Source organism: Streptomyces sp. NBC_01689, assembly GCF_036250675.1.
Taxonomy (GTDB): Bacteria; Actinomycetota; Actinomycetes; order Streptomycetales; family Streptomycetaceae; genus Streptomyces.
The window spans coordinates 6,457,967-6,483,926 of record NZ_CP109592.1; the positions used below are offsets into that span (position 1 = coordinate 6,457,967).

The 25,960-nt window shown below is 72.2% G+C and carries 23 protein-coding genes and 2 tRNA genes; 20 read left to right on the plus strand and 5 right to left on the minus strand.

All coding sequences use genetic code 11. From position 1 onward, the window contains the following. The first annotated feature begins 105 nt into the window (after window positions 1-105). Entirely contained in the window at window positions 106-1,173 is a 1,068-nt protein-coding gene (locus OG776_RS27490; protein WP_329322694.1) for an SCO2583 family membrane protein, read from the plus strand. A gap of 25 nt (window positions 1,174-1,198) precedes the next feature. Here OG776_RS27490 and OG776_RS27495 read toward each other — a convergent pair whose 3' ends face one another. Next, complete coding sequence (locus OG776_RS27495; protein ID WP_148013928.1) at window positions 1,199-2,377, minus strand: M48 family metallopeptidase; 1,179 nt, start codon at window positions 2,375-2,377, stop codon at window positions 1,199-1,201. A gap of 103 nt (window positions 2,378-2,480) precedes the next feature. On the opposite strand from OG776_RS27495, the gene OG776_RS27500 reads away from it, so the two are divergent. From OG776_RS27500 to OG776_RS27540, 9 genes are all read left to right on the plus strand, one after another. Beyond that, on the plus strand, window positions 2,481-2,642 hold the full coding sequence (locus OG776_RS27500) for a hypothetical protein (RefSeq protein ID WP_187286015.1): 162 nt from the start codon (window positions 2,481-2,483) through the stop codon (window positions 2,640-2,642). Between the two features lie 222 nt (window positions 2,643-2,864). Then, on the plus strand, window positions 2,865-3,029 hold the full coding sequence (locus OG776_RS27505) for a hypothetical protein (RefSeq protein ID WP_187286014.1): 165 nt from the start codon (window positions 2,865-2,867) through the stop codon (window positions 3,027-3,029). Window positions 3,030-3,108: 79 nt separating this feature from the next. Then, on the plus strand, window positions 3,109-3,822 hold the full coding sequence (gene nadD / locus OG776_RS27510) for a nicotinate-nucleotide adenylyltransferase (protein ID WP_148013927.1): 714 nt from the start codon (window positions 3,109-3,111) through the stop codon (window positions 3,820-3,822). Between the two features lie 16 nt (window positions 3,823-3,838). Beyond that, window positions 3,839-5,716, plus strand: coding sequence for an LCP family protein (locus tag OG776_RS27515; protein WP_329322695.1), 1,878 nt, complete (start codon window positions 3,839-3,841; stop codon window positions 5,714-5,716). 172 nt (window positions 5,717-5,888) lie between these two features. Then, the gene (rsfS, locus tag OG776_RS27520; protein ID WP_148013925.1) at window positions 5,889-6,332 is read left to right on the plus strand and encodes a ribosome silencing factor; all 444 of its coding nucleotides are present in this window, start codon (window positions 5,889-5,891) and stop codon (window positions 6,330-6,332) included. Continuing rightward, entirely contained in the window at window positions 6,329-6,991 is a 663-nt protein-coding gene (locus OG776_RS27525; RefSeq protein WP_148013924.1) for a histidine phosphatase family protein, read from the plus strand. The genes rsfS and OG776_RS27525 overlap by 4 nt, the downstream gene beginning before the upstream one ends. 115 nt (window positions 6,992-7,106) lie before the next feature. Then, a tRNA-Ala gene (locus tag OG776_RS27530) sits at window positions 7,107-7,179 on the plus strand. A gap of 338 nt (window positions 7,180-7,517) precedes the next feature. Then, the gene (locus OG776_RS27535) at window positions 7,518-7,691 is read left to right on the plus strand and encodes a hypothetical protein (protein WP_187286013.1); all 174 of its coding nucleotides are present in this window, start codon (window positions 7,518-7,520) and stop codon (window positions 7,689-7,691) included. A 3-nt stretch (window positions 7,692-7,694) separates the two neighbouring features. Next, window positions 7,695-7,928, plus strand: coding sequence for a hypothetical protein (locus OG776_RS27540; RefSeq protein WP_010986886.1), 234 nt, complete (start codon window positions 7,695-7,697; stop codon window positions 7,926-7,928). Here the strand turns inward: OG776_RS27540 and OG776_RS27545 are convergent. Continuing rightward, a complete protein-coding gene (locus tag OG776_RS27545) occupies window positions 7,897-9,081 on the minus strand; it encodes a glycosyltransferase 87 family protein (RefSeq protein ID WP_329322696.1) in 1,185 nt (394 codons plus the stop codon). The two genes, OG776_RS27540 and OG776_RS27545, sit on opposite strands and share 32 nt — an antisense overlap. A gap of 122 nt (window positions 9,082-9,203) precedes the next feature. Here OG776_RS27545 and OG776_RS27550 point away from each other — a divergent pair. Next, a tRNA-Ala gene (locus OG776_RS27550) sits at window positions 9,204-9,276 on the plus strand. A 93-nt stretch (window positions 9,277-9,369) separates the two neighbouring features. Here the strand turns inward: OG776_RS27550 and OG776_RS27555 are convergent. Both OG776_RS27555 and OG776_RS27560 read right to left on the minus strand, forming a co-directional pair. Next, complete coding sequence (locus tag OG776_RS27555; protein WP_148013922.1) at window positions 9,370-10,989, minus strand: NADH-quinone oxidoreductase subunit NuoF family protein; 1,620 nt, start codon at window positions 10,987-10,989, stop codon at window positions 9,370-9,372. After that, window positions 10,986-12,278, minus strand: a complete 1,293-nt coding sequence (locus tag OG776_RS27560) for a cytochrome b/b6 domain-containing protein (RefSeq protein WP_329322697.1) — start codon at window positions 12,276-12,278, stop codon at window positions 10,986-10,988. Before OG776_RS27560 ends, OG776_RS27555 begins: the two co-directional genes overlap by 4 nt. Window positions 12,279-12,692: 414 nt before the next feature. Between OG776_RS27560 and leuS the strand changes: the two genes are divergently transcribed. The 9 genes from leuS (at window position 12,693) to holA (ending at window position 25,027) form a co-directional block, all read left to right on the plus strand. Continuing rightward, a complete protein-coding gene (gene leuS / locus OG776_RS27565; protein WP_148013919.1) occupies window positions 12,693-15,581 on the plus strand; it encodes a leucine--tRNA ligase in 2,889 nt (962 codons plus the stop codon). A 214-nt stretch (window positions 15,582-15,795) separates the two neighbouring features. Continuing rightward, entirely contained in the window at window positions 15,796-16,527 is a 732-nt protein-coding gene (locus OG776_RS27570; protein ID WP_410093434.1) for a hypothetical protein, read from the plus strand. Window positions 16,528-16,595: 68 nt separating this feature from the next. Continuing rightward, the gene (locus OG776_RS27575; RefSeq protein ID WP_148013918.1) at window positions 16,596-17,441 is read left to right on the plus strand and encodes a DegV family protein; all 846 of its coding nucleotides are present in this window, start codon (window positions 16,596-16,598) and stop codon (window positions 17,439-17,441) included. Between the two features lie 143 nt (window positions 17,442-17,584). After that, on the plus strand, window positions 17,585-18,778 hold the full coding sequence (locus tag OG776_RS27580; protein WP_329322698.1) for a ComEA family DNA-binding protein: 1,194 nt from the start codon (window positions 17,585-17,587) through the stop codon (window positions 18,776-18,778). A 287-nt stretch (window positions 18,779-19,065) separates the two neighbouring features. Continuing rightward, the gene (locus tag OG776_RS27585) at window positions 19,066-21,606 is read left to right on the plus strand and encodes a ComEC/Rec2 family competence protein (RefSeq protein ID WP_329322699.1); all 2,541 of its coding nucleotides are present in this window, start codon (window positions 19,066-19,068) and stop codon (window positions 21,604-21,606) included. A gap of 4 nt (window positions 21,607-21,610) precedes the next feature. Further along, complete coding sequence (locus OG776_RS27590; RefSeq protein ID WP_329322700.1) at window positions 21,611-22,438, plus strand: arylamine N-acetyltransferase family protein; 828 nt, start codon at window positions 21,611-21,613, stop codon at window positions 22,436-22,438. Window positions 22,439-22,645: 207 nt separating this feature from the next. After that, entirely contained in the window at window positions 22,646-23,527 is an 882-nt protein-coding gene (locus OG776_RS27595) for a YceI family protein (RefSeq protein ID WP_148012579.1), read from the plus strand. 151 nt (window positions 23,528-23,678) lie between these two features. After that, entirely contained in the window at window positions 23,679-23,924 is a 246-nt protein-coding gene (locus OG776_RS27600; RefSeq protein WP_329322701.1) for a hypothetical protein, read from the plus strand. 116 nt (window positions 23,925-24,040) lie between these two features. Continuing rightward, on the plus strand, window positions 24,041-25,027 hold the full coding sequence (gene holA / locus OG776_RS27605; RefSeq protein ID WP_187286011.1) for a DNA polymerase III subunit delta: 987 nt from the start codon (window positions 24,041-24,043) through the stop codon (window positions 25,025-25,027). Between the two features lie 581 nt (window positions 25,028-25,608). On the opposite strand, the gene rpsT is transcribed toward holA, so the two are convergent. Continuing rightward, window positions 25,609-25,875 (minus strand): 30S ribosomal protein S20, encoded by a 267-nt coding sequence (gene rpsT, locus OG776_RS27610; protein ID WP_148013915.1) that lies wholly within the window; start codon window positions 25,873-25,875, stop codon window positions 25,609-25,611. Window positions 25,876-25,960 lie beyond the last annotated feature (85 nt).

Below are 25,960 nucleotides of genomic sequence, written 5' to 3' on the forward strand. Positions count from 1 at the left end.
CCGGTCGAACACCCCGGCGTTCCCGGGCGGTCTCGGTGGGAACCTGTCAGAACTTGTCGCGCAGCACCGCGTTTACCCGGGGCTCCGGAGACCTACTCTGAAGGTATGGGCGGGCCTGGAGACCCTCCTGAGGGGACACCCGAGGGCGCTCCCACAGGTGGAGAGGACGAGTACCGATCCGTCGTCTTCGACGAGTCGTTCGTCCGTGCTGCCCGCCTCCAGGAGTTCTCCGCCCGGGAGCGGATGGCCGACCACGCACCGGCCGTACGCCGCCGGCCCGCCCTCCAGCGCGGCCTGTCCCGGCAGGCGCTGATCCTGGTCCTGCTGATAGCCGTCGCCTTCGGCACCGCGATCTACATGGGCGTCCGGCACCCGTACCAGAACCCCGTCGCCCGGCCGCCCGAGCCGCTGCGCATGACGGTCATACCGCTCGCGCCCCAGACCCCGGTGCCGGGGGCCGTGAACGCCGACGACCTGTACGCGCACAGTCCCGCGGCGCAGTTCGGTGTCGGTGCCGAGGGCATCGCGCTGCCCGCCGCCCGCCGCACCGCGCACTTCTCCGACAGCCAGGTCGTCGCCGCCCTGACGACCGCCAAGGACTACCTGGTGAAGTCCTCGCTCGACCCGGACGTGCTCAGGGGCGACACCGACCGGCCGGTCCGGATCCTGCTCGATCCCCAGCAGCTCGACCAGTTCGACCGGAGCTTCAGCCGCCCGGCCGCGGACGGGCGGCACGCGCCCACCGGCTGGCTGGTCCGCTTCGACACCGCCCGCACCGAGCTGGCCGACCTCAGGATCCGGGTGCAGGGCACGCTGCAGGCCGTCGAGTCCGACCCGGACACCCTCGAGGTCGTCGCGGACCACACCTTCGTCTACGCCCTGAAGCCGGCCGGCGGAGCTGCCGGGGCGAAGGCCTCCCTGTTCACCGTCCGGCGCGAGCTGCACTTCCGCTTCGACCGCGACGACCTGCGCATGCACCAGGCCGAGCTGGCGGTCTCCTACCTCCAGGCCGGGCCGCTCGCCTGCGCCGACGACTCGGCGGACCACCTTCGCCCGCTGCTCGCCGGGCAGACGGCGAAGGCGGGTGGCCCGGCCGGCACCGACCCGTACGCGACGGGCAGCGCGACGGCGCTCTGCGGCTCGCTGGCGACCGGCGCCCAGCCGAAGATCTGACCCGCGCCCGGGCGCGCCGTTCGGCTCAGGCGTCGCCCCCGGTCCCCGCGTCGCCCCGGGAGCCGCCGCCCGGCCTGCCGTCGCCCGAGTCGTCGCCGAGGCCCCCCTCGCCGCCCCGTCCGTCCCGCGGCGGAGCGTCCTTGGCCGCGCCGCCGCCGGAGCCGCCCGCGAAGCCGCCGAAGCCGCGCCGCACCCGGCCGCCCAGGTCGCCCGCACCGCCCGCGATGTCACTGACCAGCTTCATCAGGGGGTCCTTGGAGTTCTTCACGTCCGTGGCGTAGCTCGACGCCGACTGCCGGAAGGAGTCCGTGACCGAGGTGTCCCTGTCCTCGTCGCGGCGCGGGTAGTGACCGTCCATGATCCGCTGGTGGTCGCGGGACTCGGCCCACTTCTTCAGCTCGGCGGCCCGCACGGTCGTGAAGGGATGGGTACGGGGGAGGACGTTGAGGATCTTGAGCACGGAGTCGCGCAGGTCGCCCCCGGCCTCGTACTCCTCGGCCTGCGCGAGGAACGCGTCCACGTTCATCTCGTGCAGGTGGTTGCCGCCCGCGATCTTCATCAGGCCGCGCATGGAGGCGCGCAGATCCTGCCCGACCAGCAGGCCCGCCCGGTCGGCGGACAGCTCCGACTTGCGGAACCATTCGCGCAGCGCGGTCACGATGGCCATGATCGCGAGGTTGCCCAGCGGGATCCAGGCCACCCGCAGGGCGAGGCTCGTCAGGAAGAGCAGGATCGTGCGGTACACGGAGTGGCCGGACAGCGCGTGGCCCACCTCGTGCCCGACGACGGCCCGCATCTCCTCCTCGTCGAGCAGTTCCACGAGACCGGTCGTGACGACGATGATCGGCTCGTCCAGGCCGATGCACATCGCGTTGGGCTGCGGGTCCTGGTTCACGTACATCGCCGGGACCTTCTCCAGGTCCAGGATGTAGCAGGCGTCCCGCAGCATGGCGTTGAGATGCGCGAACTGGGCGTCCGAGACGCGCACCGAGTCGGACAGGAAGAGCAGCCGCAGGCTGCGCTCGGGCAGCAGGCCGCTCAGCGCCTTGAAGACCGTGTCGAAGCCGGTGAGCTTGCGCAGGGCCACCAGGGCCGAGCGGTCCGCCGGATGTTCGTACGCGCGTGAGGAGATCCCCTCGAAGCGCCTGCGCTGCCTGCTCGGCACGTTCTCGTGCCCGTTCTGCTGGTGGCTGCCGTCGGACATGTTTTCCCCCATGTGCGTCAGAGTGCCCAGTGTGCCCCCAAGGCACGGCCCAGCCTAGGCGGATATACCGTGGACGGGCAGTACAGAGAAGGAGTCGTACGCCATGGAGCACATCCCCGCAGCCGCCTGGCTCACCGAGGCCGCGAACGCGGCAGACAAGCAGGGCCCGGGCGATCTGCTCCGCGTCGTGCTGGTCGTCATGATCGTCGGGCTGGCCCTCACCGCCTGGTTCCTGCTGCGGGGGTACAAGCGCGAGGACGACTGAGACCGGCGACCGGTGACCGTTCGGCCGGGGCGCCTCACCGGCCCGCCGGTGCCGGTGACCGGCTGCCTCGGGTGCCGGTGACCGGCCGCCCTCGGTGCCGGTGCCTCCCGCCGCACGGCAACCGGCCTCCCCAACGGCGGAGTCGGGGTGATCGCGGTGGGGACACCCGCTTACGATGGGCCGACGTCTTTATCCCGCCCACACCGGATAGGTCCTGCCGAGATGAGCTTCCACAGCACTGCCGCACAGCTGATCACTCTTGCCGCCGAGGGCGAGGAGCACGGTGGCAACCATGAGAGCCTCAACCCGTTCCTGACCGGCGGTGGCGCCCTCTTCGTCCTGCTCCTGCTGCTGTGGATCACGACGCGTTTCAACCGCGACCGCTGAGCCTTTTCCGCCACCCGCGGGCTTCCCCGGGACCCCTGTCGGGCGAAGCCCGCCGACCGGGCCGGTAGGGTCTGCAGGCATGGGAGAGCAGGACATGCCTACCGGTCCGGTGAACGCCCCGGAGAGCGGTGACACCGCGGGTGGCGGGGCACGGGTCACCGGTGGCGTACCGACGGCCGGCCGCCGCAACGGCCCCTCGAATCCGGGCAAGCGCCGTCTCGGCGTGATGGGCGGGACGTTCGACCCGATCCACCACGGACACCTGGTGGCGGCCAGCGAGGTCGCCGCGCAGTTCCACCTCGACGAGGTGGTGTTCGTACCGACCGGGCAGCCGTGGCAGAAGACCGACCGGAAGGTGTCCCTGGCCGAGGACCGCTATCTGATGACGGTCATCGCGACGGCCGAGAACCCCCAGTTCTCGGTGAGCCGCATCGACATCGACCGCGGCGGACCGACCTACACCACCGACACCCTGCGCGACCTGCGCTCCCTCAACCCCGACGCCGACCTGTTCTTCATCACCGGCGCGGACGCGCTCGGCCAGATCCTCACCTGGCGGTACGCGGAAGAACTGTTCTCCCTCGCGCACTTCGTCGGAGTCACCAGACCCGGCCACACCCTGACCGACCCCGGGCTGCCCGAGGGCGGGGTCTCGCTCGTCGAGGTTCCCGCGCTCGCCATCTCGTCCACAGACTGTCGTGCGAGGGTCGGCAAGGGGGATCCCGTCTGGTACCTGGTGCCGGACGGTGTAGTGCGCTACATCGACAAGCGTGAGCTGTACCGCGGCGAGTGAGCCGAGAGGGGCACCGGTGAACGACCGATACGACGGATACACGGGCGGCGACCAGTACGAGCTCGTCGGCTACGACGAGTTCGGGCAGCCTGTGTACCGGCAGGTGCCGCCCCAGCAGTCCCGGCAGACCTACGACCCGTACGCGCAGCCTCAACAGCCTCAACAGCCCCAGGGCTACGGCTACGACCCGTACGCGACCGGAGCGACGGGCTACGACACCGGTCAACAGCCGGTGTCCTCCTACGACACCGGTCAGCAGACGTCCGTCCCGGCGTACGACCCCCACGCCTACGACCCCTACGGAGCCGGCGCGTCCGCTCCCGGCGGGCAGGACACGGCGTACGACCCCTACGGGCAGTCGGCGCGGACGTCCCAGGCCTCCCACACGGCGCACCAGGCACCCCCGGCACAGACCACGGGCTCCGGACCGGCCGGACGGCCGGACCGGACCGGCCGGGCGGCCCAGGACGGGCAGGCCGGATACGGCGGGCAGACCCCGGGCGCGGCCGCCGGCGCATCGAGCACCGGACAGCAGCCGCGCGTAGCCGAGCAGACCGCGTACATCCCGCAGCAGGCGGGTCCCGCGGAGGACGGCGGCCCGCGGGCCGACCGCGACTACCGCACGGAGCAGTTCGCGTTCGTCGAGGAGCAGGAGGCCGAGTCCGAGGACGTCATCGACTGGCTGAAGTTCACCGAGAACCGCACCGAGCGCCGTGAGGAGGCCCGCCGCCGCGCCCGCGGCCGGATCGTCGCCCTGATCGTGGTGTTCGCCCTCGTCCTGGTCGGCGGCGTCGGCTACCTCTGGTACGCGGGCAAGCTGCCCGGCACCGCCTCGCCCGACAAGCCGGCCACGACGACGCCGTCGAGCGCCCAGAACCGCGACGTGCTCGTCGTCCATCTGCACGACACGAAGGGCGGCGGAACCTCCACCGCGCTGCTCGTCGACAACACCACGACCAAGCAGGGCACCACCGTCCTGCTGCCCAACTCCCTCGCCCTGTCCGACGACGACGGTTCGACGACCACCCTCGCCAAGTCCGTCGACGAGGACGGCTCCTCCGGGACCCAGGACGCGATCGACACGGTGCTGGGGACCGACATCCAGGGCACCTGGCGCCTCGACACCCCCTACCTCAGCAACCTCGTCGAACTCGTCGGCAACATCGACATCACCACCGACACCGACGTGCCCGACCCCGACGCGAAGAAGAAGGGCGGGGCACCCCTCGTCAAGAAGGGCGAGGACCAGACCCTCAGCGGCAGGACGGCCGTCGCCTACGCGACCTACAAGGCGCCGGGCGAGGCCCAGAACGCCCAGCTGGAGCGGTTCGGACAGGTCATGCAGGGCGTGCTGCGCAAGCTGTCGTCCGACAAGCAGGCCGCGACGACCACCGTGCAGACCCTCGCCCAGATCCTCGACCCGCCGCTGACCGACCAGGACCTCGGCGTCTTCCTCGCCAAGCTCGCCGACCTCGCCAAGGGCGGCGACTACAAGACGGCGCTGCTGCCCGTCCAGCAGGACGGCACCCTCAGCGAGAGCGCCACCGACAGCGTGGTCAAGGACGTGCTCGGCGGTACCGCGAAGAGCCCGGACGCCGGCGCCGCCGTCCGTGTCGGCATCAAGAACGCCACCGGGGTGAAGGCCGCCACCGAGAAGGCCCGTGTCGTCCTGGTCAACGGCGGCTACACCTTCCTCGACTCCGGCACCGCAGCCGCTGCCCAGGCCGTGTCCGGCATCACGTACACGGACGACGCCAAGAAGGCCGACGCCGTCGAGGTCGCGAAGACCCTGGGCCTGCCGACCGGCGCGGTGAAGAAGGGCGCGGCGACGTCCAACGCGGACGTCTCCGTGGTCCTGGGCCAGGACTACAAGGTGAGCGGCTCCACCGGGTGAGTCCGGACGGCGCCGGGTGATCTCGCGCGACCGGCGGTGACGGCCGCCGGTCGCGAGGTGCCCGCGGGCGTGTCCCGGGGCCTCCGGGGCACGGCCGGGGAAACGCGTGGGGTGTCCTCGGCCGTCCGTGAGACCCTTGAGTCATTACTGACCGCCGACGGAAAGCCGCGTAGTGACCGCCACGGACCGCTCCATCGAGCTCATCAACACCGCCGCGCAGGCGGCCGCCGACAAGCTCGCGCACGACATCATCGCCTACGACGTGAGCGATGTGCTCTCGATCACCGACGCCTTCCTGCTGGCGTCCGCACCCAACGACCGCCAGGTCAAGTCGATCGTCGACGAGATCGAGGAGCGGCTGAACAAGGAGCTCGGCGCCAAGCCGGTGCGCCGCGAGGGCGACCGCGAGGCCCGCTGGGTGCTGCTCGACTACGTCGACATCGTGGTGCACGTCCAGCACAGCGAGGAGCGCGTCTTCTACGCCCTGGAGCGGCTCTGGAAGGACTGCCCCGAGCTGGACCTGCCCGCCGACGCCAAGGCCACCCGCGGCAAGTCCGCCGAGCACGCCAAGCTGCAGGCCGAGGAGGACTCCGCCGGGCTGGGGGAGCTTCGGTGACCGCCGGCTCGGGCAGGAAGCCGGGCCGGGGCCGCCGCGTCATCCTCTGGAGGCACGGCCAGACCTCGTGGAACGTGGAGAGCCGTTTCCAGGGCTCCACGGACGTCGAGCTCACCGAGACCGGCATCGGCCAGGCCCGGCGGGCCGCCCGGCTGCTCGCCTCGCTGGAGCCGGACGCGATCGTCGCCTCGGACCTCCGGCGGGCCGCCGCCACGGCCGCTGAGCTGGCCGAGCTCACCGGCCTCGACGTCATCCACGACGAGGCTCTGCGGGAGACCTACGCGGGCGTCTGGCAGGGCCTGACGCACGAGGAGATCCTCAGCCGCTACGGCGACGAGTACGCCGCCTGGAAGCGCGGCGAGCCCGTGCGCCGCGGCGGGGGCGAGCTGGAGTCCGAGGTCGCCGACCGGGCGGCCCCCGTGGTGCTGGCGCACGTCGACAAACTGCCCGAGGACGGCACCCTCGTGGTCGTCAGCCACGGCGGCACGATCCGTACGACCATCGGGCGGCTGCTCGGCCTGGAGTCCCAGCACTGGGAGAGTCTCGGCGGCCTCTCCAACTGCTGCTGGTCCGTCCTCGGGCGGGGCGCGCGGGGCTGGCGGCTGCTGGAGCACAACGCCGGCACGCTGCCGGAACCGGTGCTCGGCGACGACGACTGAGCGGGCCGGACGGCCCCTGTCCGGTCCCGGGGACCCGTCGGGACCGGATTTCACTTTCCGGCAGGTCGCAGGCTAAAGTTCTTCTTGTTCGGCCCGCAGGGCGGGAAGAACGCAAGGGGCTATAGCTCAGTTGGTAGAGCGCCTGCATGGCATGCAGGAGGTCAGGAGTTCAATTCTCCTTAGCTCCACAGATCGACTCCTTCGAGTCGGTGCAGATCGACGACGGAGATCCCGTCCCCTTCGGGGGGCGGGATTTTTCGTGTGTCCGGGTTCTCCGTCGAGGTTTCCCCTCCGGGTTCCGCGTCCGGGCCTTCGGCGGACTCTTCCCGATCCGCTTGAGTCACTTGGGCCTCCGGGGGCGTATACCTCTGCGGACGCGCTCCTCATGTGCACGTATGCGCTGGCCGCGACGGATACGTCGGGTGCCGTGTCCGGACTGGTACGAAGGCGTCGCTGACCGTATTGCTCCGGCCGTGGCAGAATCAAACGGCCGGAAGGGGGCGCGGCCCGACGGGAGGGAGAAGCGATGCCTGCGAGCATCCTCGGGGAGGTCCACGATCTTCTCGAAGCGGCACCGAAACCTCGAAGAGCCACCCTCCTCGACTGTCCTTCCTGCGGATCCGTCCATATCGCCCAGGTTCTCGGCGACAACGGCGGGATCTCCTACGTGTGCACGGCCTGCGGCCACAGCTGGAGCTGATCGATGGGTGCACACAGGCGAAAGTGCGATTGGTGCGGCAGTGGTACGCCCATCGTCCGCGACATGGAACCGGTCAACCACGACTACCAGTACTGGTGCGAGGAGTGCGCGCGGGCGCTGATCATAAAAGGCGACCCGATCGAGACGTACCGCGAGCTGGAGGGCGAGCCGATCTACGGGCGGCTGCTCGACGAGCACTGCACGCTCAAGCGTTTCTACTCGTTTGCCACAGCCTGAGCCCGAGCAGGGCCAGGAAGGCGCAGCCGGCTGCCGGGTAGAGGGCCGACAGCGCCGACTGGGCGCCGTTCTGGTGGAGTTCGAGCCTGCCGGGGCCGTGCGGCACCCACCACGGCGCGTACGAGCAGAACACCGCGACGGCCGCGACGGCGGCCGCCCTGCCGCTCGTCGCGAGGAGCAGCGTCACCGGTACGCACCACACCCAGTGGTGCGACCAGGACACCGGACTGACCAGCAGCGCCGTCACCGCGCAGGCGGTCACCGACCAGGCCCGCAGCCCGCGCAGCTCCGCGGCCGCGGCCGCGGCGAGGCCGGCGACCGTCACCACGGCCGCCGTGACGGTCCACCACGGCCCGGGGGCCGCGGTGTGCAGCAGCCGGGCCAGGACCCCGCGCAGCGACTGGTTCGCCGTGTCCTCCACCAGTCCGACCCGGCCCGTCTCGAAGACCGCCCGGGTCCAGAAGTGCCATGAGTCGCGGGGCAGGACGGCGGCCGCGAGGAGGGTCGCCGCGGTGAACGCGACGGCCGCCCCGCGCGCGTGGCGCAGCCGCTCGCCCGTGCCGCCCCGCCGTGCCCGGTCCACGAGGCCGGCGGCCAGCAGGAACACCGCGAAGAGCGCCGGGGTCAGTTTGACCGCCGCGGCGATCCCGATCCCGGCCCCGGCCAGACGCCGCCCGGGCCGCCCGGTCAGGTCGTGCAGCACCAGCACGCCGAGCAGAAGGTTGACCTGTCCGTAGCGCAGTGTCGTCCACACCGGCTCGCACCACACGGCCGCCGCGGAGACCCACGCGACGCTTCGCGCGTGCGCGTGGCCGACGAGCCGCAGCGAGAGCGTCACGAACGCCACGAGGAGCACCAGGTTCACGGCCGTCGCCGGCGCCCGCAGGTCCGCCGTCTCCAGCAGGGTCAGCGGTGTGAACAGCAGTGCGGCGAACGGCGGGTACGTCGTGGGCAGACGGGCTTCGGTCGCGCGCAGCGCGTAGAGGTCGCCGCCGGCGCGTACGGTCGCGCCCTCCGCCCGGTACACCGTCAGGTCGATCATCGACACGTGCGCGGCCCGCTGCGCGCACCAGAAGGCGGCGAACGACAGCAGACAGGTCCCGAGGGCGAGGGACGCGTGGCGGCGGACACGGGGGAGGGCGATCGCGGTCACGGGTGCCGACACTATCCCGCATGTCCGTATTGTCCGAGCGGCGCGGAATCGATTTGGTGGTGCACGGGGAGGACCGTGTAATGTTGGCGTCGCCGCCGGGGAGACCGGGCGGAGCGAAGCAAGGGGCTATAGCTCAGTTGGTAGAGCGCCTGCATGGCATGCAGGAGGTCAGGAGTTCAATTCTCCTTAGCTCCACAGAAGATGAAGGCGGGCCACCCGGATCGGGTGGCCCGCCTTCATCGTGTCCGGGGACCGGCCGGCCGGTCGACCGGCCGGCCCCGGCCTTGTTCAGCGGCCGCTGCCGAGCGCCCGGCGGCCCCGGCGCTGGGACAGCACCGGCAGGTTGTTGCGCGCGGGTGCGGAGGACCGGGAGTCCTCCTCGATGCGCAGGGCGAGCGCCGGGCAGCGGCGTACGGCCCGCAGCGCCTTCGCCTCCGCGTAGCGGGGCACCTGCGCCTGCGCGACGGTGGGGAAGCCGTCCGCGCCGAGCTCGAAGACCTCGGGCAGGATGTCCGCGCACAGGCCGTGCCCGCGGCACAGCGTCCAGTCGACGTAGATCTTCTGGCGGCTGGGGCCCGCCTCCTCCGGCGCCTGGCCGCCCGGGATGCCCGTCGGGAGCTGGCCGCCCTCGAAGAGCGGCAGAACGCCCTCCACGGGCCGTCCGCAGCCGTTGCCGAGGACATGCGCGGCAAGGTCGTCGGTGAACGCCTTGATCGTCGACTCGATGAACATCGCCGAGCCGTCCGGGTGGGAGCAGGCGCCGCGTCGCTTCACGGCCTTGGCGACCTGCTTCACGGCCTCCAGGGCGGCCGGACCACCGCCGTTGAGGATGTCCTCCAGGCCGCGCGCCGCCGCGGGCAGTCCGAGGTAGCAGGGACCGCACTGTCCCGCGCTCTCCTCGGCCAGCCACTGCGCCACACGGAGCGACTCGCCGAGCGGGCACGTCTCCTGGGTGATCGGGAGGATCGCGCCGGCGCCGAGCGCGCCGCCCACGGCGTCCAGGGAGTTGCGCGAGACGACCGCCTCGTTGACAGTCGCGGCGTCCAGCCACTTGCCGTGGTAGCCGCCGGTCAGCACGCCCTGGGGCATGGGCGGGGCGCCCGCGAGCTGGAGCACGTACCGCAGGGGCACGCCGGTCGGCACCTCGATCACCATGGGGCGCGCGACCGCGCCCGAGACGGTGAGCATGACCGTGCCGGGCTCGTCGTACAGGCCGGTGTTGCGGTAGCGGTCGGGTCCGATGCGGGCGGCGATGGCCAGTTGCGCGAACGTCTCGGCGTTCGACAGCAGCGTGGGCGCGCCGCCGACGCCGGTCTGCGACGCGCTGACCTTGCGGCCGGGCGGGATGGCCGGGCCGCCGTCGATGGAGCGGATCAGGGAGGCCGCCGCCCCGGTCACCATGCGGACCGGGTTGCGCTGCACGCGCGCGCGAAGCGGGGATCCGCGCCGGTCGCTCAGGCCGCGCTCGGCCAGCGCGGCCTCCATGGACCGCTGGGTGGATTCGCGCGTCACCCCGATGACCAGGGTGCGCGCGCCCATGGCCTCCGCGGCCAGCAGGGCGCCGTCCAGGATGAGATGGGGGGCACGGTTGATGAGCACCGTGTCCTTGCGGCAGGCGGGTTCGTCCTCGCTGCCGTTGACGACCACCACGGGACGGATGCCCTTGCTGATCGCCGACTCGGCGACCGAGCGGAGTTTCTTGGCGAAGGGGAAGCCCGCGCCGCCGCGGCCCTTCAGGCTGATCGCCTCGGCGAGGCCCGCGAGCTGTTCACCGCCCATCGGCTCGAGCGGCCCGTGCACCTTGAGGTGCATGGGCAGATCGAGCCGTTCAACCAGGTCGAAACCCGACGTGAGCTGCGGAAGTCCGACGACGCGGACCTCCGGGACGTCGGGCAGGGCCTCGTTCACTTAAAGCCTCCGGAAGGGGCGTTCCATGGTTCACCGGAGCCAGGAGCGTCGAAGGCGCCCGGCAGTACGTCAGTCGTGGGACCGCTGTCGTACGTGTCGTTGGTGTTGTACGTGCCGAAGGCGGGGTTCGACTCAGTGTTGTTGTACACATCACTCGTGCCGTATCCGCCGGCCGCCGAATTGTCATAGACGGGGATGTTGTATCCCGTGTCGGCGAGCGGGTCGTACGCGGAGCGGGGTGCCTCGCCGACCGGCGGCGGCGACGGGATGGGCCAACTGCCCGACGGGCTGCTGCCGTCCGCGCGGGAGAACGTCTCCGTGGGCTGCGCGTTGCCCGCCGTCTGGAAGCGGTCGGTCGGCGCGGGATTCCCGCCGGGCGTGCCCGACACGGCCCGGTAGGCGGCCGCGAAACCGGGCGCGCCGCCCGCGGCGGTGGGGTCCACCGGGGTCTGGTAGAGCGAGCGCTCGGGGCCCGGCTGCGGCGGCACGAAGGAGTCGCCCGCCGACCGCGTGGACTGCCGGCCGCCGCGCGCGGTGTCGGACCGGGCGGCGCGGGACGCCGCCAGCTGCTCCTCGCGTGCCACGCGGGCGCTGTAGCCGTTGCCCTCGCCGAGCAGCGCGAGGACCCGGTCGGCGACCTTGCGCTTGTAGGGAGCGGGCGCCGCCCGCAGGGCGAGCGCGGCCATGACCGCGACCAGGCACAGGCTGTACAGGATCGTGAAGATCGGCTTCGCCTGTCGACCCGCGTAGAGGCCGTGGATCAGCGCGGAGCACCAGGCGGGGTAGGCCAGCATGTGCATCGCGCGCCAGCGGGACGCGATCGGGGCGGGGGACGCGAAGGCGCTGCGCAGCGCTCCGGTGACGGCCGTGAAGATCATGAGCAGTCCGGCCAGGGAGCCGAAGCCGATGAGTCCGGCCGTCCCGGAGACGCCGAGGCTGAAGGGGATCAGCGCGGCGATCAGCACGGTGTGGTCGAGCGCCAGCTTGACCGTGATGTGCAGGAGCAGGAAGGCGACCGAGGACACGGCGGTCGTGCGGTGCACCGCCTGCGCCACCAGACGCTGGCGGGTGTTCAGGAACAGCCGGTCGGTCGCCACCAGCCCCCAGATGACGGAGCAGGAGAGGGCGACCAGCGACAGCACGCCGGCGCCGAAGTTGAGGAAGTCCCGGACTCCGTTGCCTCCTGCCAGCACGACCACGGGTATGAGAAGCAGAATGACAGCGCTGGCCACTCCATAGGCGGAGCGGCCTGGGCGGGGAAGGGTGCTGCCATTGCGACGAGGGTTCATAGGGGGGTTACTCCCAACGGTTCGGGGAAGCGGTCCCGAAGCCGCACTCTAGGTCGAGTCCCTGCCGAGGGATACGAGATTGAGTTATTACGTTGTTATCAAAGGGCCCCCAGGGCCTTGTGTTGTCCCTTAGGGTCCGTTACGCGAAGTAATATTTGAATATTGTTCAGTTTTTTGGCGCGATCGTGACTGTCGCACGGCGTGTCGCGTGGACCGCAAGTCCGTCGCGACACGCGCGGGCGCTGCGGTACCCTGACGCCATGCGTGCCGTACGCCTTCTGCTTAGCGAGCCGCGCTGATCAGTCCCGACCACTGACGACCCGTGGTCGGCATCAGCGCGGCGTCCCCTCCTGTGCGAGGGGATTTTTCATTTCTGAGCCGCCGGCAGAGACGATCGATGGAGCTTTGAGGATCATGAGCGAGACGAACCCCGCTGTCGCCACCGAGGTGGCAGCGCCGCACCGCTACACGGCCGCGATGGCCGCGGAGATCGAAGCACGCTGGCAGGACTTCTGGGACGCCGAGGGCACGTACGAGGCCCCGAACCCCACCGGCGACCTGGCCGGGGATCCCGAGCTGGCCGCCCGGCCCAAGAAGTTCATCATGGACATGTTCCCGTACCCCTCGGGTGCGGGCCTGCACGTGGGGCACCCCCTGGGCTACATCGCCACCGATGTCTACGCCCGGTTCCAGCGGATGACCGGCCACAACGTCCTGCACACCCTGGGCTTCGACGCCTTCGGCCTGCCCGCCGAGCAGTACGCCGTGCAGACCGGCACGCACCCGCGCGTGTCCACCGAGGCCAACATGGAGAACATGAAGGTCCAGCTCCGCGCGCTGGGCCTGGGCCACGACAAGCGCCGGTCGTTCGCCACGATCGACCCGGAGTACTACAAGTGGACCCAGTGGATCTTCCTGCAGATCTTCAACTCCTGGTACGACGACGAGGCGGACAAGGCCCGCCCGATCTCCGCGCTGATCGCCCAGTTCGAGAGCGGCGACCGTGCCGTCGCGGGCGCTGACGGCACCACGCGCGCGTGGAACGAGCTGTCCGCCGCCGAGCGCGCCGACACGCTGAGCGAGTACCGGCTGGCGTACGCCTCCGACGCGCCCGTCAACTGGTGTCCCGGTCTGGGCACCGTCCTGGCCAACGAGGAGGTCACCGCGGACGGCCGCTCCGAGCGCGGCAACTTCCCGGTCTTCAAGGCCAAGCTGCGCCAGTGGAACATGCGGATCACGGCGTACGCCGACCGTCTGCTGGACGACCTGGAGACGCTGGACTGGCCCGAGGCCATCAAGCTGCAGCAGCGCAACTGGATCGGCCGCTCCGAGGGCGCCCGGATCGACTTCCCGATCGACGGGGAAGCGATCACGGTCTTCACCACCCGCCAGGACACCCTGTTCGGCGCCACCTACATGGTGCTGGCCCCGGAACACCCGCTGGTCGAGAAGTTCACCCCGGCCGCCTGGCCCGAGGGCACCCACGACGTGTGGACCGGCGGTCACGCGACCCCCGCCGAGGCCGTCGCCGCCTACCGCGCGCAGGCCGCCTCGAAGTCCGACGTCGAGCGCCAGGCCGAGGCCAAGGACAAGACCGGCGTCTTCACCGGCACGTTCGCCACCAACCCGGTCAACGGCGAGAAGGTCCCGGTCTTCATCGCCGACTACGTGCTGATGGGCTACGGCACCGGCGCGATCATGGCCGTCCCGGCGCACGACACCCGCGACTTCGCGTTCGCGCGCGCCTTCGAGCTGCCCATGCGCTGCGTGGTCGAGCCCTCGGACGACCGCGGCACCGACGCCTCCACCTGGGACGACGCCTTCGCCTCGTACGACGCGAAGATCGTCAACTCCGCGGGCGGCGAGATCTCCCTGGACGGCCTGGGCGTCGTCGACGCGAAGGCGCGCATCACGGAGTGGCTGGAGCGCCGGGGCATCGGCGAGGGCACCGTCAACTTCCGCCTGCGCGACTGGCTGTTCAGCCGCCAGCGCTACTGGGGCGAGCCCTTCCCGATCGTCTACGACGAGGACGGCGTCGCCCACTCGCTGCCCGAGTCGATGCTGCCCCTGGAGCTGCCGGAGGTCGAGGACTACTCGCCGCGCACCTTCGACCCGGACGACGCGAACACGTCTCCGGAGACGCCGCTGTCCCGCAACCAGGACTGGGTCCACGTCACCCTGGACCTGGGCGACGGCCGCGGCCCGCGGAAGTACCGCCGCGAGACCAACACCATGCCCAACTGGGCCGGTTCCTGCTGGTACGAACTGCGCTACCTGGACCCGCACAACGACCGGCAGTTGGTCGACCCGGCCATCGAGCAGTACTGGATGGGCCCGCGCGAAGGGCAGCCCACCGGCGGCGTCGACCTGTACGTGGGCGGCGCCGAGCACGCCGTGCTGCACCTGCTGTACGCGCGCTTCTGGTCGAAGGTCCTGTTCGACCTGGGGCATGTCTCCTCGGCGGAGCCGTTCCACAAGCTGTTCAACCAAGGCATGATCCAGGCCTTCGTGTACCGCGACAGCCGGGGCATCGCCGTACCGGCCGCCGAGGTGGAGGAGCGCGACGGCGCCTACTACCACCAGGGCGAGAAGGTCTCCCGGCTGCTGGGCAAGATGGGCAAGTCCCTGAAGAACGCGGTCACTCCGGACGAGATCTGCGACGAGTACGGCGCCGACACCCTGCGTCTGTACGAGATGGCGATGGGTCCCCTGGACGTGTCGCGCCCGTGGGACACGCGCGCGGTGGTCGGCCAGTACCGGCTGCTGCAGCGCCTGTGGCGCAACGTCGTCGACGAGACCACCGGCGCGGTCACCGTCGTCGAGGACACCGCCGACGAGGACACCCTGCGGGTCCTGCACAAGGCGATCGACGGCGTGCGCCAGGACCTGGAGGGCCTGCGCTTCAACACCGCCATCGCCAAGGTCACCGAGCTGAACAACCACCTGACCAAGGCGGGCGGCCCGGTGTCGCGCACGGTCGCCGAGGCACTGGTGCTGCTGATCGCGCCGCTGGCCCCGCACGTCGCCGAGGAACTGTGGCGCAAGCTGGGCCACGCGGACTCCGTGGTCCACCAGGACTTCCCCGTGGCCGACCCCGCGTACGTCGTGGACGAGGCCGTGACCTGCGTCGTGCAGATCAAGGGCAAGGTCAAGGCGCGCCTGGAGGTCTCCCCGTCCATCTCCGACGCGGAGCTGGAGAAGATCGCGCTGGCCGACGAGAAGGTCGTCGCGGCGCTGGACGGCGCGGGCATCCGCAAGGTGATCGTGCGGGCGCCGAAGCTGGTCAACATCGTCACCGCCTAGAGACGGGCGGATCGCCGGGGACGGGCGGGCGCGTTCGCGCGGGGTCGTGTCCGGGGAGGGTCTCCTCGTGGTCCGGCCCGTGCGGGGCGGGCGGGCGTCGGGGTAGTCCCCTACGGGCAGGTTCGGGGTTCTTCCGGAACTCAGGACCTGCCCGTTGCGTTTACCGTTGAAGAGCGTCGCGGCGGCCGTCGCGAGCGTCGGGAGGAGGAGTGTGGTGGAAACCGTGATCGCAGTGATCGCCCTGCTCTTCCTGCTGTTCGTGGTCCTGGGCGCCTACGCCACGGTGAAGGCGGTCGGCGCCGCCAAGCGCGGTGTGGACCGCACGATCTCGGGGGCCCGCCGCACGGTCGAGGACAGCACCCTTCGCGCCAGGACCTTCACCCAGTTCGGCCCGGCCGGCGAGATCGCCCGGCTGCGGCTGATGCTGCGCACCTCGATGCGGGCCACGCAGGACGCGCTGCACGCGGGCGTGGGCGAGGACGAGTCGCTGCGGGAGTCCCTGGGGCTCTTCGAGCGCCTCAGCGCGCACGGGCGGGAGTTGGACGACGAACTCAAGCGCCTGGAGACGGAGCCGGACAAGGGCACCCTGGCCACCCGGCTTCCCGGGCTGCGCGAGCGGACCGAGCGGATCACCGGGTCCGCGGACTCGCTGCGCTGGGCCGCGCGGGACCGGGCCCGCCGGTTCGCCGAGGACGACCTGGACTCGCTGAGCGCGCAGATCGACGTCGAGGCGGGCGCGCTGCGGCACTGGACGACCGGGCCGGAGCCGGCGTCCGCCTGGCCCGAGGCATCGGCGCCGGACGCGTCCGCTTCCGACAGCCGGACCCGGCCGCGACCCCCGCGATCACGCCCGGCCGAGGAGCCTACGCGCGCCGCCCTCACCCCGCCGGGGCGGCGTCCCACGTACCCCTGGCAGAAGAAGCCCCGCCCCGAGAGCACGACTTGACCCGACCTGGACCCCAGGTGAGAGGGCCGGACTGCCGTCCGGCCGCCCCGACGGGTAACCTCCAGCTCATGTCCCGCCATGTCGCGATCGTCACCGATTCAACGGCCTACCTGCCGCCGCGGACGATGGAGCGCCACGGCATCACCGCGGTGCCCCTGACCGTGGTCCTCGGCGACCAGGCGCTCGAAGAGGGCACCGAGATCTCGGCCCGTTCGCTGGCGCAGGCACTCCAGAAGCGGCGCCCGGTGACCACGTCCCGGCCCAGCCCCGAGGTCTTCGCCGCCACCTACCGCGCGATCGCCGCGTCGGGTGCGACCGGCATCGTCTCCCTGCATCTGTCCGCCGAGTTCTCCGGCACCTACGACGCCGCGGTCCTCGCGGCACGTGAGGCGCCCGTGCCCGTGCGCGTGGTGGACACCGGCATGGTCGCGATGGCCCTCGGGTTCTGCGCGCTGTCCGCGGCCCGGTCCGCCGAGTCCGGCGGCACGGTCGACGAGGCGGTCACGGCCGCGGAGAAGCGGGCGGCCGGCACCTCCACGTACTTCTACGTCGACACCCTCGACTATCTGCGCCGCGGCGGCCGGATCGGGGCGGCGCAGGCACTGCTCGGCTCCGCGCTCGCGGTGAAGCCGCTGCTGCAGCTGGACGGCGGACGCATCGAGCTCCTGGAGAAGGTACGGACGGCCTCGAAGGCGATCGCCCGGCTGGAGGAGATCGTGGTCGAACGCGCGGGCGGCGCCGAGGTCGACATCGCCGTCCATCACCTGGCCGCCCCCGAACGGGCGTCCGCCCTCGCCGACCGCTTGCGGACACGGGTGCCGAGCCTGGCCGATCTGCATGTGAGCGAGGTCGGCGCGGTGATCGGGGCGCACACCGGGCCCGGGTTGCTGGGGGCGGTCATCTCGCCTCGGTGAAGGGTGAGGAAGTGGGGAGGGCGGTCGCGCCGTTGGTGCCGGGTGTGACTCCCACGGGTGACGGAGTTGTCCACAAGCCGCTGGTCGTCCACCGGAATTGAGCAAGATCATCGCGGGACGGCGCGGTGCCGGATCCTCGACGCATGGCACTTCGATCACGCTCACGCACCGCCACACCGACCAGTGGACCGGGGCGCGGTCCCGTCTCCGACGGCCGCACCCGTCATCGTCCTCCCTCTCGTCCCCGTCCTCACCCGCGAGGCCGCTCCGGCACCGAGATCCGGCGCCACGACGCCCCGGCCGAGGCGCTCCGGCTGCGCGCGCGGGCGCTCTTCCCCGAATCGGGCCGGGAGGAGGGGGAGTCGGGGCACGGACCGCCGGTGGTGGACCGGGACGTGGGCGCTCCCCGGGCGAGGACCTCGACGGGTCTCGGTGTCGCCGAGGGCTGGGGCGGAGACCGGTCCTCGCGGGCCGACGGAGGTCCTTCGTCCAACAGGACGTCGTCCCAGGGGGGTTCGCCGCGGGAGACGGACGGCCGAGTGGGCACCGGTGTTCCCCCGTACGGTGCGGAGCCCGGGTGGCGGCACCGGGCCGGGCTCGCCGTACGGGAGCGGTTGCCGCTGTGGCTGCAGTCGAGGTGCGGACTGGAGCGCCGGAGCGTGGCGGCGCTGGGTGTGCTGCTCGTCGTCGCCGCCGTCTTCGCCGTGCAGCACTTCTGGACGGGCCGGACCCAGCAGGTGCGCGCCCCCGAAGAGGTACGGGCGGTCGCTCCCTCCGGCGGCGGGGAGGCGTCGGAGGGCGGGAGCGGAGCCGCGGACCCGTCCCCGGCGGCAGGCGGTCCGGCCGGACCGGCGAACAGCGCAGGACCGGTCGGCGCCGAGATCGTGGTGGACGTCAGCGGCAAGGTGCGCGGTCCCGGACTCCGGCGCCTGCCCGCCGGGTCCCGGGTCGAGGACGCGCTGAGGGCCGCGGGCGGGGTGCGGCCGGGCGCGAACACGGAGGGCCTCAACCGCGCGCGTCTCCTCGTGGACGGCGAACAGGTCGTCGTCGGGGCTCCCGCGCCGGTGGCGGGGACGGCCATGGGCGGTGGCTCCCTCGGGGTCGGTGGTGGGGTGGGCGGGGCCGGTTCCGGGGCCGCGCCCACCGCTCCGGTCTCCCTCAACACGGCGACGGTGGACCAGCTCGACACCCTCCCCGGTGTCGGTCCGGTCCTCGCCCGGCACATCGTCGAGTACCGCACCGAACACGGCGGCTTCCGCTCCGTCGACGAGCTCCGCGAGGTCAACGGGATCGGCGACCGCCGGTTCGCCGATCTGCAGAATCTCGTGCGACCGTGAGCGGGCCCACGACCCCCTCGCGGCGGCGCGGTCCTGACGGGGCCCTCGCGGAGAGCCGGACCGCGCCCGAGCTCCGTGACGCGCCTGGCACCGGAGCCCTGCTCGGAGCCGGAGACCCAGCCGGGACCGGTGACCCGTCCGGGATCGGAGACCCACCCGGGATCGGTGATCCGCGCGGGACAAGTGGCCCGTCCGGGACGAGAGACCCGGGCGGGACCGGAGGTCCACCGAGGAGCCGGGTCCGAGGTGCGTCCGGAGCCCCGCGTGCGGCCAGGAACCGTCGGGCCGTGCACGTGGCGTCGGGCAAGCGGCTGGGCAGGGCGCACCCCCGGGAGGACGGGCCGGCGGACCTGCGACTCGTGCCGCCCGCCCTGGCGGCCTGGGCGACGGCGGCGCTGACCCTGGACGCCCCGGCCGGCCGGACCACCGGTGTGGTGGTCGGCTGCGGGGTCCTGGCCTGCGCCCTGCTGGCGGCGGGACGGACGGCCCGTACGCACGGCAGGGCCCGGCCGGGCGCACCGCCGCCGCGGCGGCCGGGGACGACGGCGCGGGCGTGGCCCAGGATCTCCGTTGCCGCCGTGCTGCTCTGCGCCGCCGCGGCAGCCGCCTCCGCGGGACTGCACGGGGCGGATGTGCGACGCGGACCGGTACCGGCCCTGGCGCGGGAGTTCGCCCACGTGCGCGTCGAGGTGGAGGTCACCTCCGACGCACGGCTCACCCGGCCCCGCGTCAAGGGCGATCACGCGGCACCGACCGCCGTGCTGCTCGATGCCGAGGTCCGCCGGGTGAGCAGGGCGGACGGGAGCGGGCGAGCCGTACGGACGCGGACGCCGGTGCTCGTGATCGTCGACGCACGGGCGCCACGGAGGATGCCCGGGCAGGCCGTCCGGAGGTCGCCCTGGCTGTCGCTCCTGCCGTCCACCCGGTTGCGGATCGCCGGCCGGCTGGCCCCCGCGCTGACGGGCGGGGACCGGGTCGCGGCGGTGCTGCGCGTGCGGGGGAGCGGACCGCCCGAGGTGGTGGGGGAGCCGTCAGGTCCGCAGCGGTTCGCCGGCCGGCTGCGCGAGGGACTGCGGCAGGCGACCGACGGGCTCGAGACGGACGCGCGGGCCCTGCTGCCGGGGCTGGTCGTGGGGGACACCGCACGGGTCGCACCCGAGCTGGACGACGCGTTCAGGGCGACGGACCTCACCCATCTGCTCGCGGTCAGCGGAGGCAACCTGACGATTCTGCTGGCCCTGTTCATCGGACCGCCCGGCCTTGCCCAGCGCGCCGAGCGACGCGGCCTCGCCCCGCGCCTCGGAGTTCCGCTACGGGCCACCGCACTGCTGGGTGGCGCGGTCACGCTCGGCTTCGTGATCGTCTGCCGACCCGATCCGAGCGTGCTGCGGGCCGCGGCCTGCGGTGCGATCACGCTGCTCGCGGTCGCCACCGGGCGTCGTAGGTCACTGATTCCCGCGCTGGCGACGGCGGTCCTGCTGCTGGTGCTGTACGACCCCTGGCTGGCCCGTAGCTACGGCTTCCTGCTCTCCGTCCTGGCGACCGGCGCCCTGCTCACGCTCGCCCCGCGCTGGAGTGCGGCGCTGCGCGGGCGCGGGGTCCCGCCCCGGCTCGCCGAGGCGCTCGCGGCCGCGGGAGCCGCACAGGCGCTGTGCGCGCCGGTCGTCGCCGTCCTCTCGGCACGGGTGAGCCTGGTGGCGGTGCCGTGCAACCTGCTCGCGGAGCTCGCCGTCGCGCCGGCCACCGTGCTGGGATTCATGACGCTGGCGGTCGCCCCGTTCAGCCCGGCTCTCGCCAAGGCGGTCGCGTGGTGCGCGAGTTGGCCCACCCGGTGGATCGCGGACATCGCCCGAGCCGGGGCGGCTCTGCCGGGCGGGTCCGTGGACTGGCCCGGGAGCTGGCCGGGGGCGTCGCTGCTGGCCCTGGTCACGGTGGCGGTCGTGCTCCTCGGCCGACGGATCCTGAGGCACCGGTGGGCGACCGCTGCATGTCTCGTGGTGTTCCTGCTGGCCGTGGTGCGCCCCGCACCGCTCACCCGGGTGATCACGGGATGGCCGCCGCCCGGCTGGCGGTTCGCGATGTGCGACGTGGGACAGGGCGACGCGACGGTCCTCGCGGCGGGTGACGGCACCGCGGTGGTGGTGGACGCCGGACCGGACCCGGCACGGGTCGACCGCTGCCTGACCGCGCTCGGGGTCACCCGGATCCCGCTCGTCGTCCTCACGCACTTCCACGCCGATCATGTGGCGGGGCTGCCGGGGGTGCTGCGCGGTCGTGCGGTGGGGGAGATCGAGACGACCGGCTTCGAGGAGCCGCCGGAGCAGGCCGAGTTCGTCCGGCGCGAGGCGGCCGCGCGGCGCATCACGGTGACGCGGGCGGCGGCGGGGGAGCGGCGGCGGACGGGAAGCCTCGCATGGCAGGTCCTGTGGCCCGGGCCGAGCCCGCCGGGCCCGGTCCCGAACGGTCCGAACGACGCCAGCGTCGCGCTGCTCGTACGGTCGGCGGGACTGCGGGTGCTGCTGCTCGGAGATCTCGAACCACCGGCGCAGCGCGCGCTGTTGAGGTCGCCGGTCGCCGCGGAGCTGACGGCCGTGGATGTGCTGAAGGTCGCGCATCACGGCTCGGCCTACCAGGATCCGGAACTCCTGCGAAGAGCCGCGCCCCGGATCGCCCTGATCTCCTGCGGGAGGGACAACCCGTACGGACACCCCGCTCCCGGCACGGTCGCGGCGCTGCGAGCCGGCGGCGCGGTGGTGCTGCGGACGGACGAGGACGGGGCACTGGCTGTCGTCGGTGCGGGCACGGAGCTCGGCGTGGCGAGAGACTGAGGTCATGAATTCCGCACAGGCTGATGCCTATCTCCGCCGGATCGGGGCCCAGCACCCGGCGTGGCCCACCTCCGGGGTGCTGCGCGATCTGCACCTCCGCCATCTCAGGACGGTGCCGTTCGAGAACCTGTCGATCCATCTGGGAGAGGGGATCGTGCTGGAGGAGAAACATCTGCTGGACAAGGTGGTGGGCGCGCGCAGGGGCGGTTTCTGCTACGAACTGAACGGACTGTTCGGGGCGTTGCTGGGTGCGTTGGGCTTCGATGTGACGCTTCTCTCGGCCCGGGGGTACGGCGAGGACGGGCGGCTCGGGATTCCGTACGACCATCTCGCGTTGCGGGTGCGGACGGTGGACGGGGGCGACTGGCTGGCGGACGTCGGGTTCGGGGCGCACAGTCACCTTCCGCTGGCGTTCGGGGAGCGGGGCGAACAGAGCGACCCGGGTGGCACGTTCAGGGTCGTCGAGGCGGGACCTGACGCGGCGGGAGTGCGGGGGGTCGGCGGGCGACGGGAGGCCGAGGACCTGGACGTCATCCGGAACGGCGGACCGCAGTACCGCATGGAGGTGCGGCCGCGGGTGCTCGGCGACTTCGTGGCCGGCGCATGGTGGCACGGCACCTCACCGATGTCGCACTTCGGCCGGTCGACGGTGTGTTCGCGGGTCACGGAGGACGGGGGGCGGATCACGCTCAGCGGTCGCAGTCTGACGGTGACGGCGCCGGACGGCACGAAGGAGGTGACGGAACAGGCCACGGACGAGGAGGTGCTGGCGGTCTACCGGGAGCGCTTCGGGATCGAACTGGACCGGGTGCCGGAGGTACGGAAGTCCTGACGGGGCGGCGCCGGTGGAGGGGTGAGCCGCCAGGGAGCGGGGCGGAGAAAACAGGGGGTTCTCATAGGTCAAACGGTGCTCACGGCCGTAGTCCAGGCACATGTGCTTGATTCCCGTGTTGTACCCCCGTGTTGCCCCGAAAGCCGCACTGGTGATCGAATGCGCTCTTGTCAACAGATGTTTTCACGTGGTGCGGGAGTGTCGTAGATGATCGGCCGCTGGTGGCGAAACCGAACGGACCGGGCGCAACGGACGGGTCCCCTCGCCGCGGTGCGGGTGCCGCCCAGCGCCGGAGTGCTCAGCTGCCGGGTGCTCGATCCGGTCAGCGAGCCGGTGCCGCACGCGGAGTTCACCGTCAGTGACGCCACGGGCCGCCAGGTGATGGGCGGGGGCACGGACCCGTACGGGTCGTTCGTGGCGACGGTGCCGGCCGGCGAGTACCGGCTCGCGGTGTCGGCGGAGGGGTACCGGCCCTACCGTGCGAACGCCGTCGTCGGGGAGAACGTGCTGGCCTCCCTCGGTGATGTGACGCTGCAGGTCTCCGAGCCGCCCGCCCTGCCGAGGCCGGGTGACTGGGACATCGAGCCGACGCACTCGTCGATCGCGTTCACCGCGCGGCACATCGGGCTGGCCCGGATCCACGGACGGTTCAACACGTTCGCGGGGGCGATAAGGATCGCCGAGGACATGGAGCAGTCGGCGATGCACGTGGTGATCGACGCCGCGTCCATCGACACGAACGTCAGGATGCGCGACGACCATCTGCGGTCGGCGGACTTCCTGGACGTGGCGCGTTTTCCGGCGCTGGAGTTCTACAGCGAACGCTTCGTGCACCGGGGCGGCAACCGCTGGGGGGTGACCGGGGCGCTCTCGCTGCACGGGGTGACGCGCACGATCACGCTCGACACGGAGTACCTCGGACTCGGCAACGGGATGGATGACGAGGTGCGGGCGGCCTGCCGGGCCACGACCGAGCTGCACCGCGACGACTTCACCGTCAGCTGGCAGACGATGCTCGCGCGGGGCATCGCGGTGGTCGGGCCGAGCATCAGGATCGAGCTGGACGTGCAGATCGTCCAGAAGAGCTGACGGATGCGTGCGCCGACGGATGCGCCGACAGGTGCGTCGGCGGCTGTACCGGGCGGGTCCGGCGGGCGGCGCGACGCGGGGCGGCGGGCGGGAGCGGCGGCGGGCGGGACCCCGGCGTCGGTCCGGTCGGGCGTAGCGGAAAATGTCCCTCGTGAGTGACGTGAGACATGTGTTGGTGCTGCCGGACCGCGACGCGGCGGAAGAGGCCGCGGAGGCGGTCGGCGACCGGTTCGGGCTCGCGGAGGAGCCGCAGCTCGTCAGGGACGCGCTGGCCGGCGAGGACGACGCCGAGGACGCGCAGTGGCTGGTGGTCCTGACGGACACGGAGGAACGGCTCGACCCGAAGGAGCTGGACGACTTCGCGGCGGAGTGGGACGGCTGGCGCGAGGAGCCGTAGACCCTCGCCGGCACGGGCGGGGGGCCACGGTGCCGGGCGGGCCGCCGGTCGGACCGCCGGGCCGGGCCCGGAGCGCGCGGCGTGCGTTGTCGGTGGCGCGTGGGATGCTGTCGGGGATGGCCAAGAAGACCGCACAAGACGACCCTCTCGCCCCCGTCACGCTCGCCGTGGGCCAGGAGGATCTCCTGCTCGACCGTGCCGTGCGGGAGGTGGTGGCCGCCGCCAGGGCCGCCGACGCCGACACGGACGTCCGGGACCTCGCCCCGGACCAGCTGCAGCCCGGCACGCTGGCCGAGCTGACGAGCCCGTCGCTCTTCGCGGAGCGCAAGGTCGTGGTCGTACGCAACGCGCAGGACCTGTCCGCCGACACCATCAAGGACGTGAAGGCGTATCTGGGCGCGCCGGCCGAGGAGATCACCCTCGTGCTGCTGCACGCGGGCGCGGCCAAGGGCAAGGGGCTGCTCGACGCCGCGCGCAAGGCCGGGGCCCGTGAGGTGGCGTGTCCCAAGATGACGAAGCCGGCGGACCGGCTGGCGTTCGTGCGGGGCGAGTTCAGGACCCTGGGCAGGTCCGCGACACCGGAGGCCTGCCAGGCGCTCGTCGACTCCATCGGGAGCGATCTGAGGGAGCTGGCGTCCGCGGTCTCCCAGCTGACCGCCGATGTCGAGGGCACGATCGACGAGGCCGTCGTCGGCCGGTACTACACCGGGCGGGCCGAGGCGTCCAGCTTCACCGTGGCCGACCGGGCCGTGGAAGGACGGGCGGCCGAGGCGCTGGAGGCACTGCGCTGGTCCTTGTCGACCGGGGTCGCCCCGGTCCTGATCACCAGCGCGCTGGCGCAGGGCGTGCGGGCGATCGGCAAGCTGTCCTCCGCGCGCGGCGGTCGGCCGGCCGACCTCGCCCGGGAGCTGGGCATGCCGCCGTGGAAGATCGACCGGGTGCGCCAGCAGATGCGGGGATGGACGCCGGACGGCGTGGCCGTCGCACTGCGGGCGGTCGCGGAGGCGGACGCCGGGGTCAAGGGTGGCGGGGACGACCCCGAGTACGCGCTGGAGAAGGCGGTCGTGGCCATCGCCCGCGCGGCCCGCTCCCGACGGAGCTAGAGCCCGCGGTTCCGATACCGCGGTGGTACGGCAGGGGATCGTCTGCCGCTCGATGACACGGGCCGATGACCCGGCAGGACACCGCCGGTCGGCGCGCGTGCGCGACAGGCCGCCGCCCACGGTCAGGCGTCCGCCGCCCGGTGGTTCGCCGCGACGTCGCCCGCTCGTCGCGGGACGCCGACAAGGCGCCGCCCGATCACACGTCAGGACACCGCCCGTCGGCGCGAGTGCGCGGCAGGTCGCTGCCCAGGGCCAGGCGCCCACCACGACGCGCCCCGCCCATTGTCCGTCCGGCGCCACCCCCGGTGGTACGACAGCCAGCCGCCAGCCGCCAGCCGCCAGCCGCCAGCCGCCAGCCGCCCCGCCGCCCCTCACCTCGTCCGGAGGATGGCGGCGGGGTTTCCGGGAACGCGAAGGCCCCGCCCGGTCTCCTGGGGAAGGAGAGGGACGGGGCCTTCGGTTCAAGCCTGTGGATCCGTGCCCGCGTGGCGAACGCAGGCCGCGCACGGTTCCGGGGGTGCCGGTCAGGAGCGGATGAGAGGGCCCGCTTGGTCCCTTCCGGCGGTCAAGTCGAGGTGGACTCAGCCCTTGAGGGCAACGACCTTCGAAGCAAGCGCCGACTTCTTGTTGGCGGCCTGGTTCTTGTGGATGACGCCCTTCGAGACGGCCTTGTCGAGCTGGCGCGACGCGGCGCGCGTGTACTCGGTGGCCTTCTCGACGTCACCCGCGGCAGCAGCCTCGCGGGCCTTGCGGATCGCGGTCTTCAGAGAGGACTTGACGGCCTTGTTGCGCTGCCGGGCCTTCTCGTTGGTCTTGATCCGCTTGATCTGGGACTTGATGTTCGCCACGAATGAGCCTTTACAGGTTCAGGCGCGCGAGACAGCACGTCTCGCCCGCCGTTTGATTTCCTTGGGGTGTGCCTCGTGCAGAGAG